17 protein-coding genes are annotated in these 15114 nt (G+C 51.1%); 7 read left to right on the top strand and 10 right to left on the bottom strand.

Annotated elements, in window-relative coordinates; all coding sequences use genetic code 11:
* Positions 1-96 precede the first annotated feature (96 nt).
* Entirely contained in the window at positions 97-732 is a 636-nt protein-coding gene (locus ABVS15_RS04750; protein WP_369282610.1) for a YigZ family protein, read from the top strand.
* Between the two features lie 220 nt (positions 733-952).
* Here ABVS15_RS04750 and ABVS15_RS04745 read toward each other — a convergent pair whose 3' ends face one another.
* The 3 genes from ABVS15_RS04745 to ABVS15_RS04735 all read right to left on the bottom strand — a co-directional run bounded on the left by ABVS15_RS04745 (position 953) and on the right by ABVS15_RS04735 (position 2948).
* The gene (locus tag ABVS15_RS04745; protein WP_369282609.1) at positions 953-1426 is read right to left on the bottom strand and encodes a hypothetical protein; all 474 of its coding nucleotides are present in this window, start codon (positions 1424-1426) and stop codon (positions 953-955) included.
* 266 nt (positions 1427-1692) lie between these two features.
* Complete coding sequence (locus tag ABVS15_RS04740; protein WP_369282608.1) at positions 1693-2589, bottom strand: NlpC/P60 family protein; 897 nt, start codon at positions 2587-2589, stop codon at positions 1693-1695.
* Positions 2590-2645: 56 nt separating this feature from the next.
* A complete protein-coding gene (locus ABVS15_RS04735; RefSeq protein ID WP_369282607.1) occupies positions 2646-2948 on the bottom strand; it encodes a hypothetical protein in 303 nt (100 codons plus the stop codon).
* Between the two features lie 221 nt (positions 2949-3169).
* Between ABVS15_RS04735 and ABVS15_RS04730 the strand changes: the two genes are divergently transcribed.
* On the top strand, positions 3170-3757 hold the full coding sequence (locus tag ABVS15_RS04730) for a polysaccharide deacetylase family protein (protein ID WP_369282606.1): 588 nt from the start codon (positions 3170-3172) through the stop codon (positions 3755-3757).
* A gap of 145 nt (positions 3758-3902) precedes the next feature.
* On the opposite strand, the gene ABVS15_RS04725 is transcribed toward ABVS15_RS04730, so the two are convergent.
* The 7 genes from ABVS15_RS04725 to ABVS15_RS04695 all read right to left on the bottom strand — a co-directional run bounded on the left by ABVS15_RS04725 (position 3903) and on the right by ABVS15_RS04695 (position 9529).
* Positions 3903-4496: a hypothetical protein gene (locus ABVS15_RS04725; RefSeq protein ID WP_369282605.1), complete on the bottom strand. Its 594-nt coding sequence runs from the start codon at positions 4494-4496 to the stop codon at positions 3903-3905.
* Positions 4497-4856: 360 nt separating this feature from the next.
* The gene (locus tag ABVS15_RS04720; RefSeq protein WP_369282604.1) at positions 4857-5534 is read right to left on the bottom strand and encodes a hypothetical protein; all 678 of its coding nucleotides are present in this window, start codon (positions 5532-5534) and stop codon (positions 4857-4859) included.
* A gap of 810 nt (positions 5535-6344) precedes the next feature.
* Entirely contained in the window at positions 6345-6767 is a 423-nt protein-coding gene (locus ABVS15_RS04715) for a hypothetical protein (RefSeq protein WP_369282603.1), read from the bottom strand.
* Between the two features lie 344 nt (positions 6768-7111).
* Positions 7112-7387 (bottom strand): hypothetical protein, encoded by a 276-nt coding sequence (locus tag ABVS15_RS04710; protein WP_369282602.1) that lies wholly within the window; start codon positions 7385-7387, stop codon positions 7112-7114.
* A 1120-nt stretch (positions 7388-8507) separates the two neighbouring features.
* Positions 8508-8759 (bottom strand): hypothetical protein, encoded by a 252-nt coding sequence (locus tag ABVS15_RS04705; protein ID WP_369282601.1) that lies wholly within the window; start codon positions 8757-8759, stop codon positions 8508-8510.
* 215 nt (positions 8760-8974) lie between these two features.
* Positions 8975-9151, bottom strand: a complete 177-nt coding sequence (locus tag ABVS15_RS04700; RefSeq protein ID WP_369282600.1) for a hypothetical protein — start codon at positions 9149-9151, stop codon at positions 8975-8977.
* 69 nt (positions 9152-9220) lie between these two features.
* Complete coding sequence (locus tag ABVS15_RS04695; RefSeq protein WP_369282786.1) at positions 9221-9529, bottom strand: helix-turn-helix domain-containing protein; 309 nt, start codon at positions 9527-9529, stop codon at positions 9221-9223.
* Between the two features lie 133 nt (positions 9530-9662).
* On the opposite strand from ABVS15_RS04695, the gene ABVS15_RS04690 reads away from it, so the two are divergent.
* The 5 genes from ABVS15_RS04690 (at position 9663) to ABVS15_RS04670 (ending at position 15060) form a co-directional block, all read left to right on the top strand.
* Positions 9663-10049, top strand: a complete 387-nt coding sequence (locus tag ABVS15_RS04690) for a DUF2513 domain-containing protein (protein WP_369282599.1) — start codon at positions 9663-9665, stop codon at positions 10047-10049.
* A 366-nt stretch (positions 10050-10415) separates the two neighbouring features.
* Positions 10416-11333, top strand: coding sequence for a BRCT domain-containing protein (locus tag ABVS15_RS04685; RefSeq protein ID WP_369282598.1), 918 nt, complete (start codon positions 10416-10418; stop codon positions 11331-11333).
* A gap of 324 nt (positions 11334-11657) precedes the next feature.
* On the top strand, positions 11658-13124 hold the full coding sequence (locus ABVS15_RS04680; protein WP_369282597.1) for a recombinase family protein: 1467 nt from the start codon (positions 11658-11660) through the stop codon (positions 13122-13124).
* A 112-nt stretch (positions 13125-13236) separates the two neighbouring features.
* Positions 13237-13482 carry a hypothetical protein gene (locus tag ABVS15_RS04675; protein ID WP_369282596.1) on the top strand — a complete coding sequence of 82 codons (246 nt, stop codon included), beginning with the start codon at positions 13237-13239 and terminating at the stop codon, positions 13480-13482.
* A gap of 516 nt (positions 13483-13998) precedes the next feature.
* Positions 13999-15060, top strand: coding sequence for an HD-GYP domain-containing protein (locus tag ABVS15_RS04670; protein WP_369282595.1), 1062 nt, complete (start codon positions 13999-14001; stop codon positions 15058-15060).
* Positions 15061-15114 lie beyond the last annotated feature (54 nt).

The raw sequence follows: 15114 nt of genomic DNA, 5'->3' as shown, positions 1-15114 counted from the left end.
GCCGGGTTCTTCTCAGACTTGAAGCACCGGGCGGCCGCCCCGGTCAATTTCGTGCGGGCAGGTCCGGGGCGGGCGCACCGAAACAGGAGGAACGGTATGGACGAGTATCTGGTCCCTTTTGCGGACGGGGCAAGCGAATTCACAGAGAAGCGCTCCCGCTTTATCAGCCGTCTCTGGCGGACGAAAACCGAGGAAGCGGCCCGCGCACACATTGAGGAAACAAAAAAGCAGCATTACGATGCCCGCCACAACTGCTGGTGCTATTCCATCCGTGAGGGCGGGATTGTACGCTATTCCGACGACGGTGAGCCTCAGGGGACGGCGGGGCAGCCTATGCTGAACGTGTTTCAGCGGGAGGGTATGACCGATTTCTGCTGCGTGGTGACGCGATATTTCGGCGGTGTGCTGCTGGGAGCCGGGGGATTGACGCGCGCCTATTCCAAGGGCGCGAAGGACGCGCTGGACAACAGCGGCGTCAGCCGTGTAAGCCTTTGGACGCTGTGGGAGGTCCCCTGCCCCTACCCCCTGCTGGAGCGCATCAAGCTGGAGCTAGGGGCCGCAGGAGCCATGGTTGAAAACGCGGACTACGGCGAAACCGTCACCTTACTTGCCGCATTCCCCCAAAACGGAGCGGAGGACTTCTCCTCCCGGCTGACAGAACTGTCCGCCGGGGCACTATCCATGACAAAGCGTGGCGAGGAATTCCGCCCGGGACCGAGAGAATTACGATAAACCACAGGATTTATAAAAAGCGGGCCGCCTGTGCGGCTCGCTTTTTTAGCTTGTGATGGCTTCGGAATGTTGCAGAGCCATTCCCTCTCTCTGCGATTTCGTATTCCGGCGCACTCTGCAGAAATACGCTCACACTGTACGCGCCCCGCCGTCCGCTAAAAGCGGACGGCGGGGCGCAGCGAATTCTTTTGTAAATCAGCCAGGGGGATTTTAAAGGGGTTTAGATGTCGCACTCTCTGGTGCGCCATGCAACCTCCATCTCCAAATCCCGTTTCAGCTTCGCGTTCTCCGCCAAAAGCTCGTCATAATGGCGGCTCTGCACATAATACTTTACAAAGCTGAAGGTGGCCTCCTGAAATTCCTTCTCGGTATATTCGGGCAGGAGAGAGCCGTTTTCCCGCTTCAGCCCCTGAACGGAGATCACCACAAGGCGGCGATTTTTCTCCGAAAGGTGAATGATGCGCAAATTCTCCGGAATATCCAGATCCAGGCCATAGCTCTCGTTGACCTCCTCCAGCAGCCTGCGCTGCTCCGGCTTCGCCGAGACAATCACGCCGTATTTTTCAAACAGCTCCTTTAAATAATCGACGGAGACTTCCTCTCTGGTGATGGTTCCCTTTCCAATGCCGGAAAACATGGTGTTGGAAATGGAAAAGCTGATAAACACTTCCTTGCCGGTCTGCGGATAGCTCATATTTGTATACCTCCCCACATATGATCCATGATGACGGAACCTTTTCCCGCACCGCAGGCTTGCCTCTGCGGATGCGGAATTCCTCTTTGAAACATCCTTCTGTGGACAGTATATCATAGTTCCCGCAAAAAGAAAACACCAAATTGCGCAACATTGCGCAATTTAATTTTAAATAGTGTTTATAAGTCCCGGCACGGCTCTGCAAAAAAACACGGCGGACAGCAAAGCCGTCCGCCGTAGATTTCATTCTCCTATGTAAACCGCGCTCAAACGCGCATACCGCCCACAAAGTAGGTATTGTAATATCCGCTGGACAGCGTACTGACAATCACGCCGCCGCTGTTGGCGGAGGAGGCGTGGATAAACTGTCCGCCGCCCATATAAATACCGGCGTGGGAACACGCCTTGCCCTTAGAGCGGCTGGGGTCATTGAAAAATACCAGATCGCCGGACTGCAGCTCTGATGCGGAATAGAGCTTCTGCCCCTTCCCGCTCTGCCACTGGCTGGTGGCACTGTGGGGCAGGCTCACGCCCACCTGCTTAAACACGTACATAGTGAAGCCCGAACAGTCAAACCCCTTGGGAGACGAGCCGCCATAGACATACCGGGTGCCCAGATATTGCTTTGCAATATCGACGGCACCGGAGGCGGAGGCGGCATCGTCCGAGGTCAAATCCACAAAATCGCTGCGGATATAGCCGGTGGTTCCATACTGGCAGGTCACAGCATACCAGCCGTCGGCAAAGCCGTCCACGGTAAGAGCAGTGTCCTTATTTACCGTGGCAACAGCAGCGGCATCGGGATCGGCGGAGGCGCGGACATTCACCCCGTCGCCGTTTACACGGCCGGGAGCGGTGAAAATGCCATCCTGATCCTCAATGACATATTCGGCGGAAACATAGCCGGACTTGCCGTCAAAGCCCACATAGTACCACCCGTCCTGCTTGCCCAGAATGGAGACGGCGACGCTTTTGTCCAACTGCGTGACAACGGAGGAGGTGGTGGATGCCTCGGCGCGAAGCCGCAGGCTGGAGCCAGTGGTACAGCCGACGCCGATTGCAATTTGATCGGCGGCGGAAACAGAGGCCGTGGCGGCCAGAAGCATCGTCATTGCGGCGGAAAGAGCAAACATCCCGGCCGCTTTGCCTGCACGGTGTTTCATAAGTGTACGCTTCCTTTCGAATGTTCGTTTGTCGGGAAGTGGGAGAGCCGCCAGCCTTACAGCTTGCCGGTCAACGCGCGCTCCAGCCAGATGGCGGAGATGTCCATGGCCTCGTACAGGCTCTCTCTTTCACTTTTCTTCACCACGCGATCCCGGGATTTCAGGTCCGGGTCCGTCAATTGTAATTGCACGGAAACCTTAGTGGCTACATTCATGTCCTGAATCTTTTTGCTGTCCATTATCTGCATCATAATGATATATTTTTCAGCCATCGTGCCGTAGTAAATCAGATTATCCACCCGGCGGAGCGGGTGCCCCTTATAGGTCAGGCCCGAGGCCTTCTCCATACTTTCAGCCATCAGTATGCTCCTTTGAAATTATTTTGTAACCAAATTGTAACAGAATTTTTCCGCTTTGTCAATTCTAAACAAACCCATTTTTTAAGGAAATTTTTTCCTACGCTCTTACAGGGTACGGCTCCCATATCCTTGTCCCCGTGGGGTTTTGACCGCCTTTTCGGCGGTTGGGCGCAATTTCCAGCGTTTACGCTCATATACTTTTTTATCTGAGGAGGGATTTTATGAAAATCATTATCTGGAAAAAAAAAGCCGCCGCCCTGCTGGCAGCGGCGCTGGCGGTGTCCCTTGGCGGCTACGCGGCTTCCTACCCCACGGAAGCGCTCGCCGCGGAGCGCCAGCTTCCCATCTACTGCGTGGACAAAGGGCAGCAAAAGATTTGCTCTATCAGCTTCGACGCCGCCTGGGGAAACGAGGACACCCAGACGCTCATTAACATTCTGGAGCAATACAAGGTGAAAACCACCTTTTTCGTGGTGGGCGACTGGGTGGACAAATACCCGGAGTCTGTCAAGGCACTCTCTGCCGCAGGCCACGAGATTATGAGCCACTCCTCCCACCACGACCATTACAATTCTCTTTCCACCGAGCAAATCACCGCGGACCTGAAAGAAAGCAGTGACAAAATCGAGGCCATCACCGGTGTGCGCCCCACGCTGATTCGCTGTCCTTACGGGGAATATGACGACCATGTGGTCAAGGCCATCCGGAATTATGGTATGGAGCCAATACAATGGGATGTTGATAGTCTTGTTATAAAAATAAATACAGAGGGACTGGGGGTTCCCAGTCCTTCTGCGTTTATTTTCTGAACTTCACATAATACCGGAGCAACGGATTATGCAGCATGAGATCCCCGGCGGCGTTGCCATGGTCCCCTTCCAGAAGCAGGACAAGCCGAACGCCACATAACGTCCGGCTTGTCCTTTAGATGTTTTGAAAATATTACAATAAAATTTAATTGATGCTTGAGGGATTCAATGTTTCCAAAATAGCAGTGGCCTGATCATTTGAAATTGTGCCAGCACTAATAAGATTATCTAACAATGACTGAATGGAACCTGCGTCGGTATCAGAATTCGAAGCGCTCGCGCTTAGGGCACTTTCAATCGCATTCTGCTGGTCGTCAGACAGGGTACTGTTGTCAGCAAGACTCTGCAACAGCTGCTGTAAGTAATCTTCATCCTCATCCTCGTCATCTTCAGACTCCGCAGGAGGCGGCGGGGGCGGACCCATCGGTTTATCACCCTTTAGGCCTGAGGCGGCGCCATCATCTTTCGGAGCCAGCGCTGCCGCAATGGCACTTTCCTGATTACTGGTAATTGTTCCATCACTTACCAGACTGTCAAGCGCATCAGATACGGCGGAGGTGCTCCCCAAAGATTCGGCATAGTCATTGTAAGCATTGTCGCTTATTTCAACTGTGTCAAACCTCTGTCGCTCGGTTGATTTTGTAGAATTGGAATCGCTGGATGAAGAACTGTTCTTTGTACTGTCGGTACGCTGGGTTTGATATAATGCCATCAGAGAACTGTTGCCATCAATTTTCATGCTTTCGTCATCCCTTTTCAGCAAATTTTTGTTGCCAAAATTTGCTATCCCTACATCTTTTTATCGGCTCCGCTTCTCATTATGATAATAGCTGTTTTGAAAATTCGGCCCTTCTTTTTTAGCGCTTAAATAGTAAAGCAAACTCGCCATTGTGGTGATGGATCCACGCAGGCGAGTCTGCTTTTGTAGGGATATGCCTCTTGGCACGCATCCTCATATTGAGGATATGGCTAAGATACAACTTGAATATTGATATAGCCTTGAAATCCAATAACATAATAGCCGGCCCTATATGAGTGCGAAGCCGCGCGGGTTGTGCATTAAGCGCAGGAAGATGTCACCGCAAAGGATCGGTGAGGTTTAGTTGCCGGCAGATTGAGCGCCGGAGCTGCTGGCGTCAGATACATTGGCATTATCAAGTGCAGCCGGAGGTCCCGCCATAGTAGCCTTAACGATTACAACAGTGGCCGTGGTGTCATCTCCAAGGGTAACATCAAGAACAGCGCCCTCTTTAATGTCATTAATTGTTCCGGCTGTCTCTCCGGAGATGCTTTCTACTGTGATTTCCGTGTCGTCCGTTATTGTAATGGTTACTGTCTCTGTGCCCCCCGCAAAAGTCTTTCCTCCGCCGGGCTGTCCGCCTTCCGGCTGTTCCCCATCAGGCCGACCGCCAGGCTGTTGACTGTCAGGCTGCTGACCATCGGATTGGCTGCTTGAGGGAGCTTGTTCTGCATCCGGAGAGGGTTTTGAAGGTGCGCTGCTTGCGTCGCTGTCGGCCGGTTTGGCCGGTTCGCCAGTACGCTCCTGTCCGCCCTCCTCCAACGTTCCCAGAAGCAGCGTAATTGTGTTGTCGCTGATGCCCTGCACCTGCCCGATGATTTTAGAGCGATTTGGCTCGCTGGACCCGGATGTATTAGCGGAATTACTTGCCCCACTTGCAGCATTTGACGAATCCGCCCCGCTGCTTCCACATCCGGACAAAGCCATGGCCATTAGTCCTGTGACGCATAAAAGAGATAGTGTACTTTTGAATTTCATTGTTTTGCCTCCTTATTTCGTATTTAATATACATAAGCCAAATTTCTTGAAAAGAGCTTGAATTCTGGGAAAATTTTCTTTGCATTAATAAATTTCTGTTCGTCACGCTGCGCAAAACCTCGGTGGTTTAAAAAGGTTTGTGTAGCTATAAATAGATGGCCTTAAACATATCACCAATGTGCTTATAAGTAATGAAGCCTCTGTGGCTTACAGATCCCCGAAGGTTTACTTGTGCCCAATTCGGGCACCGAATAAGTTTATAGCCGTCATATCATAAAACTTATCCGAAAATTCCTTGGTGAACCTATTACGGTTTACATTCCGTTCACATTTTTTTAAGCTCGTTTTTAGTTTTACTGGGTATGATACAAACATCCTCAATGGAATGAGCCACCTGCGAGGGTCAAAACTTTTTCATTTTCTTTCTCTTTTCTCCCTAAAAAAGCAAGCCCATCTCCCGGAAATTCCAGGAGGTGGGCTTGCTTTGTGTGATAGATTTTCAACTTTGGCCCACTACGAACCATCTTCCATTGCGTCTTCCGCCTGATACTATGGCCTGTTAGCCTTCATGCGCTCCATACGCGCATCTATGACTTTGCCGGAAAGGAAAGCGCCACCGCTTTGTAAAATAGAAGAAGCCGGACGCCATATGACGCCCGGCAACTCCATAAGAATAAAGAGAGGATAGAAAAAGCTCTTGCAAGATTTATAGTAAATGCACTCTGTTAAAATCATAAGCATAATTTATAAATTTTATGTAAAACTTCCCTGAACTTACCAATGGCAAGATCCAATGCAAATCCGCAGCCTTTATTTCTGCGCGGCATCCGGTCTTCCTTGCGGAAAGGTTTTGATATCTTCAACAATAATATCAGTGTACTCAACGCTGTTAAAGCTGTATTTATCTCCTGATAGTTTCCCACGCACCTGAGAATCAAAATTCATGTGAATATCAGCAGGTACCCAAAGGTGGGAATTTGCGTCTCTGAGCGCGGCTCGTACAATTGCGTTGCGTCTGGCTTTTTCGAATACCGCCGGCGGAACATAGTTGTTGGACGCGGGCAGAAAGCTAACATTTTGAAACAGCATAGATTTCGGCGTCCCTTTATAGTTAACGATTTGAAGCAAGCCGACTTCAACATCTGTATTATCGCGGAATATGGACTTCCCATAATACTCATTTGTTTCACCATCATAGATATCTATATGAGGAATTTCGACTCTGTCAAACATGTGTTATCTACTCCTTTCTTATCCATCGTATTCTATGTGCAGTCGTTTGACACCCAGCACAAAAACTCCCCGGAGCCTACCGTCCGGCAGGGCCCGGGGAGCTCGGACGCATTATTTAGTCACAGACCCAACGCCAATACCAGCATCTGCGCCAACTGCAATTGCTCTGGCTGCCAGAATTGTTTTGATTCCAGCACCAGTTGCGACGCCAATTATTCCGGTTACGGCAGCAACACATAGAACACCCTCCCTTCCTTTGTGATGTACTTTGCGAAGGCTGCCGTATTAGTATTATATGGTGAGACTGTCGGCAACGTGCTTGGCTATGAATTTCCCGGGGGCTACTAATAGGTAGCCTCCGGCAGATATCCGGACGTGACCCATATCCCCGCTTGCTTGGCCGCGTTCATCAGCGCTGTGCAGCTCGCCGTTTTTACGGGCAGCACCACACCGGCCTTCGCACAGCACCACCACACAAATACCACACACCACGGATACGAGTCTCCGGACACCTCCCGCCCGTAGTACCAGGTGTTATACTTGGGCCTTGTTCGACCCGGCAGGAGATAAAAGACCTCGCTCTCTGCTGCACACAGGTATGTAGAAAGGTCATTGCGCATCAGCATGGTCTCCCTTCAAAACCCCTGCAAGGTCCTGCGCATATGCTGGGGCAGAGGAGGACTTTAATATGGCAAGAAATCCTTTTTGCATCTTTACTCCATGGAATCCCAGATGCCATCCACCTAAACCCCCCGGACCTCCGCCCGGGCCGCCGAGACCACCCTGGTCACCTTGGCCCCCAAAGCCACCCTGGAAACCCAGACCACCTAAACCACCCGGACCACCCAAGCCTCCCGGTCCCCCAAAGCCGTCCGGACCTCCATGGAGATAATCGATTATGTGCTCGCCGAAAGAAATCTTTCGGCGAGCTTTTCGCTTGTCAATCCTGCCCATTACAAGCCTCCTTAACAAAACCTAACCGGAACTTTCTGCCCAACCTTGACATATCCTGCAACAAGAGGTGGTATCTATGCTTTTACAGGCAATCGTGGTTCGGGTCCGCCCTGGTGATTTGCTTGTTTTTGACGAGTCAATGTCCCAGACTGTGCTTGTCCATACACCGCGCGCGTGCAGTTTTCGTGTCGGCAATTGCGTGAGCATTTTTTATAACGGGATCATGACCAGAAGTATTCCTCCGCAAATCACCGCAATTAGAATTACCAGAATCCCTTGCTCATGGTAACGCTGTGCCGCCTCTTTTAAGGGGCGGCTTTTATTACGCTCTCCCCGGCCTGCGCAACCATAAAACGATTGGGGTAAAACTGGCATCGGCCGGAATTCACGGACGGACGCTGCCCGAAAAGTGTACAGCAGCGCTCGACATGCGTACAGTCATTGCAGATCCCCCCGTCATCCAGGAGCATATTATGTTGGTCCTCCCAGTCTCGGGTCCCCTCACGATACCCCGACAGAACCCTGTCTTTACTTTTCAATCCGTCTTTCCTCTCCCGGTACTCACACCGGCTATTTTCATTTGCATATGATACTTTGGGTGATTATCTTGAATCCTTGTGAACTGAATGTACTGATTGCGGCCCTTACCAATTATTTTTATACCAATCTCTCGGAAAAGGAATTTATATGCCTGGGTATTTTCCTGCGCGAACTCAGCAAGTCAATGATTGGCACAACGGTATTTGACGGCCTTTGCTTCAAGGAGAAGAAATAATCCGCCACTTTTCATTCGCCACTTTCTTTTCCGGTCACCTGAAGACCGTGCCACTCATACATGCACCTGTTGAAACCTGTGCATTGGTTACATATGGCGGGCATACCGTGGTTCATATCGACGGGATAGTGATTACTGATTACGCACACGACTATACTTTCCTGTGATTCCCTTGCCATCAACCGCAAATCCACCACCAGAAACAGCCGGCTAACCAGCCAGCCGCACCCGATGGTGATCAGCCCAAGCCCCCACATGCTCATCCAAGACGCACCTCCTCCCCGGCAAATTGGGGGCTTACGTTTTCGAGCAAATGTGATATAATAACCCTGCAATCGTTCTTGGGCGCAAGTCCTTGAACACGGAACCGCTTCGGTGCTCGAACACCGAGGCGGTTCTTTTTTTATCTGCTGCGTCTGAATTCCTCCCACAGCTTGTCCGTGTTTCTTCCGCAGCCGCGCGTCCTCGGCTGCTCAAATTATGTATTTTCAGGGGTTTCTTCGGAGTTAATATACCGAATGGACCTTGCCGTCTGCTCCGGGTGGGCGCGTGCATAGGGAAGGAAATCCTGAATGATTAGCTTCCTGAAATGCTCCCGGTATTCCGGCTCATTCCCGGTGATTTCGCGGTCATTCCATAGCAGTCTCATTTCCATGAAAGTCACCACCTCCTCTGAAAACTTATTGGCAAGGCTCGTCCACTATTCTCAGGACCTCTGAAACAGTCAATGCCCTTTTGCGGCAATCCGCACTTCCGTGCAGGCCCGGACGATGGACGCTGCCAACCGGGATTCGTTGCGCAGGTGCTCCACGGCCAAAAATTGGCTATTGTACAGCTGTACCATCCGATAGGCCAGATCCCCCGATACGCCGCACTCGCCGCTTTCATACCGTGCCAGCGAGCATGGCAGCAGCTCGTCTGCGGAGCAGTGCAGAATCCCAGCCAGTTTTTTCAGGTGCGCGGGACGAGGGTTTGCCTTCCCGCGTTCCCACGCAGACACGGACGCAGGTTTAATGTTTATGAGTGCCGCCAGTTTAAACTACTTCAATCCGGAGGCTTCTCGCAGCGCTCTGATAGCCGTAAATTTGCCTCCCTTCCTTGGGCTTGAAAATTTTTCCTTTTAGTGGTAAAATAGTTAAAAATTAATTTAAAAGCGGCGCACTTTGATGAAACTTGACCATGAATGCGTCCGCGATGTTCTCTTAGCTGTGGAAACCTGCGCATATGGAGAAGAACTGCGTATAGACACACTAAATATAAAACTGCCCCAGTATAGCGGAGAGGAACTAAATTACACTTGTTTAAAGCTCATAGAAGGTGGACTTTTAGATGCAAAATCAACACGCTTTTATGGAGAGCCTATGCCTGAGATACGGATTAACTGCCTTACCTATCAAGGGCACGAATTTCTGGATATAATTCGAGAAAATCAAAATTGGGCAAAACCCAAAGATGTAGTTAAAAAAGCAGGCATCTCTTCCCTAAAAGCTCTTGTCGAAATCGCGCAAGACGTTGCACAGGCAGCAAATACCTCTGCACTTCAATCTCTTTGAGGATGCACACCTCCAGTAGTAAATGCGGAGGCTTATCGGTATGCTCAGTCAGTACATAACTGCACACGTCCTTCACCTCAATTTCATTGAGCAGAATTGAAGATTTTCCTTCATGGCTGTGAATTTTTAAGTTGAAAAACTTTAAATGCTTACATAGTACTTAGGCGTCACCACCAGCGCGCTGCCGGGTGAAGAAACAGCCCCCCCCAAAAAGAACACACCCCCTAAAAAAGGAGGTGTGTCCCGTGATCCATTGGATGCGCGCATTATTGTTGAGCGCTTACTAATACTACCATATTTCTATAAAAAACATATCTGCATAAAAAACAAAATTGTGTCCGGATTGGACACACGGGAGGATGGGTTATGAAAGAGCTCGAAGAGTATCGCAAATTCACGAAGCCCGCCGAATTGCACAAGGCAATCAATACCTTGCGAGGCCTTGTTGCAGGGATTAATTCCGATACCCAAATAGGAAACAAGGAAATTACAGAATTAATCAACTGGTGCGAATTACATGCGCATCTGAAAGATCGGCACCCATTTTCAGAATTGCTCCCGGTTGTTGAATCTGCATGTGCTGACAGTATAATCACTGAAGATGAATCTATGGATATTCTGTGGTTGTGTAATAATTTTGCCGACAACAGCTCCTACTACAATGAGATTACTTCATCTATCCAGTTTCTTTCCGGCATGATTCACGGTATTATGTCCGACGGCGATTTAGGTGACAAAGAAATTTCCACACTAAAATCCTGGATAGACGCCAACGAGTTTTTATCTGGGACATACCCATTTGATGAAATTCACAGTCTGCTTCATGCCGTACTTGCCGATAAAAAAATTACATCTGAAGAGCGCGAAGAGCTTATGGCTTTTTTCGGAAACGTCATTGACTTTACCTCCTCTTACAACCTTGTTGAAACGGACTTTGAGCACCTTCGCAAGAAATATGCCGTTTCCGGAATCTGTGCGTTTTGCCCGAATATTGTGTTTAAAAGCAAGACGTTTTGTTTTACCGGGGAGTCTTACCGGTCAAAGCGCGCCGATATGGCTGCGGCGGTACTAAGCTTAGGTGGTATTGTTAAGTCCTGTGTCACGGCCAAAACCAATTATTTAATCGTTGGCAATGCAGGAAATCCATGCTGGGCTTACGCTTGCTACGGCAGAAAAATTGAAGAAGCCGTCAGACTGCGAAAAGATGGAGAGCAGGTCCTGATTATAAACGAAACTGACTTCTGGGATGCAGTGGATGACGGCCTGGCTGGAATTTCTGAGTAAAGCAGCCTTGTTTGGGTGCATAGGAGGAATTGAAAAAGCATTTACCGTTTGCACCGGCACTGCTAATTACATTCTCTATGTCTGCATGCGGCTCTGCGACTGCCTCTACCTCATCACAGACGGTATCTACTGGATAGGCCAATCTCCTCGCCACGCTGGCCCCGAAGAACCGCGTGGAAGCTCCGGAGGACGAGGCGGCCTTTATTATTAAAATCCTGTCTCAGGAAGTCTCGGAGCTGAAAAAGGCACAGTAAACTACCAGCGCCGCCCCGGTGGGGCGGCGCAAAATAAATTGTGCCCGAATCGGGCACATGGGGGTGCGCCATGTACACGGCAATCTACGCCCGGCAAAGCCTTGACAAAAAGGACAGTCTTTCCATTGAGGGGCAGGTGGACCTGTGCCGCGCCGAGGCTGCCGATGAATTTAAGGTTTATACCGACAAAGGCTTTTCCGGCAAGAACACACACCGTCCGTCCTTTGCCAAGCTGATGAAGGATGTTGAATCCGGAGAGGTTGAAAAGCTGGTGTGCTATCGGCTCGACCGAATCTCCCGCTCCATTATGGACTTCGGCATGATCTGGGAGACGCTGAATCAAAACCATGTTGAGTTTGTCTCCATCAATGAAAAGTTTGACACCTCAACCCCGGTCGGCCGCGCCATGCTCTACATCATTATGGTGTTCGCCCAGCTGGAACGGGAAACAATTGCCGAGCGGGTCAAGGACAATTATTACCAGCGCGTGAAAAAAGGCGCATGGCCGGGCGGTCCTGCTCCTTTTGGGTTTCGGATTGCCCAGGAGCGGGTAGCCGGGCAGAAATCCCTTGAGCCAACGCCGGAAATAGAAATCGTAAAGCGCATTTTCAATATGTACGCGGAGGCCGGGGCGTCGCTTGGAAAGGTTGCAAAGACGCTGACCGAAGAGGGCATTCCCTGCGCCCGCCGGACCGGCTGGGACGGTGTATCCGTAGGCCGGATCCTGCGCAACCCTGCCTACGCAAAGGCGACCGAGGCCATCTATGCGTATTACAGCGCCAAGGGTGCGATCATTTACAACGACGTCTCTGAATTTACTGGGAAGTTTGCCTCCATTATGATCGGAAAGCGCACGTCCAATGAAAGAAAGTATACCAATATGCAGGAGCATCTTCTGGCAATTTCCTCGCATGAGGGCGTGATTGACGGGGAGCAGTTTCTAACCTGTCAGTTCCGGCTGGATAATAACCGGCAGGTCAAAAACACCGGGAAAGGAAAGCTGACCTGGCTTTCCGGACTGCTTCACTGCAAGGAGTGCGGATACAGCCTGCGCGTGATTGAAGATAAGCAGTATACCCGCAAATACCTGTCCTGCTCAGGCCGGACGAACCTCCACATTTGTTCTGCGATTCATACCGAACGGATCGAAGACGTAGAGGCCATGGTGGAATCGTTCCTGATCGGAAATTTCTCAACGAAGCAATCGTTTCTGACCGCAGAAGACCCCGGCTCCAAGCCGCAGGACAAATGGGTGGGCGAGGTGGAGCAGATTGAAAATAAAATTGCCAATCTGATTGAAGCTCTTGCAAGCGGCAACGATGTTTCCGCCCAGTACATCAATACGGCAATCCAAAAGCTGGACGACGAAAAGCGCGAGGTTTTAAACAAGATCACCTCTGCCGCAAACACCGTCCGCACGGATACGATTGCATATGATTTTAGCACCCTGGACTTCGAGGCAAAAAAGAAAACCGCCGCTGCGGTCATCAAAAATGTGCTGTGCTCTCCATGGGGCATTGATATCAAATTGCGTTGATTGTCAATGCTTTATTTTTGCATGGTATGTTGACAGTCTAGATTGGAAGGGCCTGTCGGCAGATGAAATCACCCGGCGGGTCACCTCTAAAGTTCAGCCCGGATCCATCGTTTTGTTCCACAATGCGGCAGAGCACACCCCTGCAGCCCTGCCGGGTATTCTGGAATATCTGATCGGGCAGGGCTATTCCGTGGTTCCTATTTCGCAGATCATTGTCAAGGGCGAGTGCAACAAGGACTACACCATTGACCACACCGGCCGCCAGAAGGCGGCCAAGAGCACCACGGAGGGCAGCACCGCCCCCGGAGGAAGCAGCGGCACGGAGAATCCCCCCACCTCTTCCACAGGAGCCGCCTGACGCGAGGCTGCTCCGAAATCATCCGGCTAATGTTCGCCAGCTTTAAAAGCCTGCCGTCCGAGGGTATAGCGTCCTTGTTATCGATGCGTTTTCCTTTCTCTGCGGCAAAAGCCCCGGCGCGGAAAAATTCCGTGCCGGGGCCGTTCTATGCGGATCCACTGGTATCAGGAGACAACCTATTGGGTTTCCCGACCACACTCTGGTGACCACTGCCCCTTTGTTTCGTGGAGTCGACAAGTCCGGTCGGTGACTCGGACAACCTGTCTTGCGACGGCGCGGAGGATGGAAATTTGTTCTTCAAGTATTTGACATTTTTCGCAAATACGGATATAATACAACCTCTGGCAAACGCATGGTTTACCCCGTATTTTTCGGCTTTGCATCCTCAATGGGGGAGGTGCGGTCCGGTCCGAGTGGCAGACCGCCTTCATCCTCGACGCCCAAGCCGCTAGGCGGCCGTATCTCCGTCAGGACGATGGATTTCGTGTGCAGAACATATGTTGAAAGGGTATCGCGATGAGATTCGTAGCGGCAAATTGTTTACGCGATGGCATGCAGCTTGCAAAGCCCCTGTACCGCGGACCGAACACCATGCTCTCCACCGGAATTACGCTGAATAACGGATATATCGGCGGCATTCTGCGGGCCGGCTATTCGGGCGCTTACATTGAAGACGACCTTTCCCGGGATATCGAGGTCATCGACACCATCAGTGGTGAGCTGCGTACGGAGACGATGCGGGGTATTCAGAAAATTATCTCCACTGCCCGTCAGGGCGGTAAAAAATCGCACCCTGTCAATGTCTCTGCCCAGATTGAATGCATTGTGCGAGAGCTTTCCGGAAACCGGAACGTGATGGTGAACATGCTGGATTTGAGCAGCTATGACAGCTATACTTATTCCCACTCTCTCAACGTGGCGGTGCTGTCCATTATTTTGGGCATGGCCATGAATTTTCCCGTGAGCGACCTGATCGCCTTGGGCAGCGGCGCGCTGCTGCACGACATCGGAAAGGTTTTTATCAACAAGCAGATCGTTCAAAAAAATGGGCCTTTGACTCCGGAGGAATTTGAGCTGATGAAGACCCATTCCCAGATGGGCTACGACTATATCATGTCGGAGTATCGTCTTCCGCCCCGAAGCTGCCGGCCCATTCTGGAGCACCACGAGCGGTATGACGGCTCCGGCTATCCCCTGCAAAAGAAGGGCACCGGAATTTCCCTCTACGGACGAATCACCGCCCTTGCGGATGTGTACGATGCCCTGACCTCCGAGCGGCCCTATCGGAAGGCGCTGCCGGCCAACGAAGGTGTTGAATACGTGATGGCCAGCGCCGAAACGCTGTTCGACCCGGAGGCGGTCAACGCCTTTACAAAGAGAATCGCCCCCTATCCCGTGGGCACCTCCGTGGCACTGAGCAATGGCTGGACCGGGCTGGTCATCAGGAATTACGCCTCCTACTGCCTGCGGCCCATGGTCCGTGTCTATCGACAGGACGGCAGAGCGGTAAAGCCCTTCGAGATTTCTTTGAAGGACGATTTCGGCTATTTGAACGTCACCATTAAGGGCGTTGCGTAGCGCAGCATTCCTGTTCTCCCCTGTTCTCAATGACAAAAGCGGCCCCGGCGCGGA

It is taken from the genome of Oscillibacter sp. GMB15532 (genome assembly GCF_041020825.1).
Classification (GTDB): Bacteria; Bacillota; Clostridia; order Oscillospirales; family Oscillospiraceae; genus Oscillibacter.
The sequence above is the reverse complement of the archived record's forward strand: the minus strand, read 5'-3'. Positions and strand labels throughout refer to the sequence as shown.